We start from the raw sequence: 1308 nt of genomic DNA, 5'->3' as shown, positions 1-1308 counted from the left end.
CCCGTCGACCCCGCGGGGCGCTCCGCGGGGTCGACGGACGGCTCGTCGGGCGGCTCGACGGAACGCGCGACCGACGGCTCGAGCCACGGCTCGACCAGCGGTTCGACCGACGGCGAGGTCGGCGGCTGGGCCGGCCGCGTCATGGGCGTCCTGCGCGTCGCGACGCACGTCGTCGGCGTCAACGCGCTCGTCCTGCTCGGCACGCTCGCCGGGCTGGTCGTGCTCGGCCTGCTCCCCGCGCTCGTCGCGGGCGGCCGCCTCCTCGCCCGGCTCGCCGACGGACACCCCTCCGACCACCTGTGGCACGACTTCTGGTCCGCCTACCGGTCCGGCTGGCGTCGGACGAACCTGCTCGGTGCGCCCGTGTGGCCGGTCGGCGCGCTGCTGTCCGTCGACGCCGCCGTCGTGCGGTTCGTCGACGGTCCCCTCGCCGCGGTGCTCGCCGCCGGGGTGCTCGCGCTCGGCGCGTGGTTCTGCGTCGCGCTGCTCACGCTGGTCGCGGTCGCGCGTCGGTACGACGAGACCCTCCCCCGGACCTGGCGGTTCGCCGCGCTGTTCCCGCTGCTGTCGCCCGGCACGTCGCTGGCCGTGCTGGTGGTCGTCGCGGCGTGCACGGTGTCCGTCCTCGCGCTGCCCGTGCTCGCGCCCCTCGTCGGGATCGCGCTCCCGCTGCTCGCGGGCGGCTGGCTCGTCGACCGCCGCCTCGGCGCCCTGGACGCGCGCGGCGCCTGACCGCGACGCGGGGTCCGCTCACGCGCGGATCTTCTTCGTGGTGTCCCGGTCGAGGTCGCTGCCCCCGCGCTTGAGGGGCGCCGGGTTCGCCGCCTGGAAGCCGAGCAGGTACCCGCTGTCCTGCTGCGCGGGGACGACCGCACCGGCCCTGGCGTCGTTCTCGCCCGCGTCGAAGTCCGTCCACCCCTCGCTGAACGCGACCCGCGCGGGCTGGTTGCCGGGTCCTGCCGACCGCGCCGCCACCCCGGCCGCGTACTCCGCGAAGCCTCGTGCCGCGACGCGTCCGAACGGTGGCGGCCCCTGGAGCTGCGGGATGCTGGCCCGCGCGAACGCCCGGCCGCCGTCGAACTCCTGGAACGCGCTGGCACCCGCCGCGGGACCACCCGGCGCCGCCACGTTGCCGACCGCGTGGGCCTCGCCCGCCCAGTAGTCCGCGGCCCCCTCCGCCGCGGCCGTCGTCGCCGGTGGCTGCGTGCCGGCCGGGGCGGCGACGGCGTGCAGGACGCCGTTCCGGTAGTCGGCCACGCCGCGCGCGGCGGCGGTCGTCGCGGTCGCGACCGCGACGGTGTGCGGCTG

The 1308-nt window shown here is 78.0% G+C and carries 1 protein-coding gene and 1 pseudogene; one reads left to right on the top strand and one right to left on the bottom strand.

Annotated features, from left to right (window positions below; genetic code table 11):
- Nucleotides 1–732 (top strand): YesL family protein (locus CTKZ_RS20055; protein ID WP_124344564.1); only part of this gene is annotated, 732 nt, incomplete at its 5' end.
- An 18-nt stretch (nt 733–750) separates the two neighbouring features.
- Here CTKZ_RS20055 and CTKZ_RS21785 read toward each other — a convergent pair.
- Nucleotides 751–1308 (bottom strand): annotated as a pseudogene (locus CTKZ_RS21785) (hypothetical protein); the annotation flags it as partial.

It is taken from the genome of Cellulomonas algicola (assembly GCF_003851725.1).
GTDB lineage: Bacteria > Actinomycetota > Actinomycetes > Actinomycetales > Cellulomonadaceae > Cellulomonas > Cellulomonas algicola.
The sequence above is the reverse complement of the archived record's forward strand: the minus strand, read 5'-3'. Positions and strand labels throughout refer to the sequence as shown.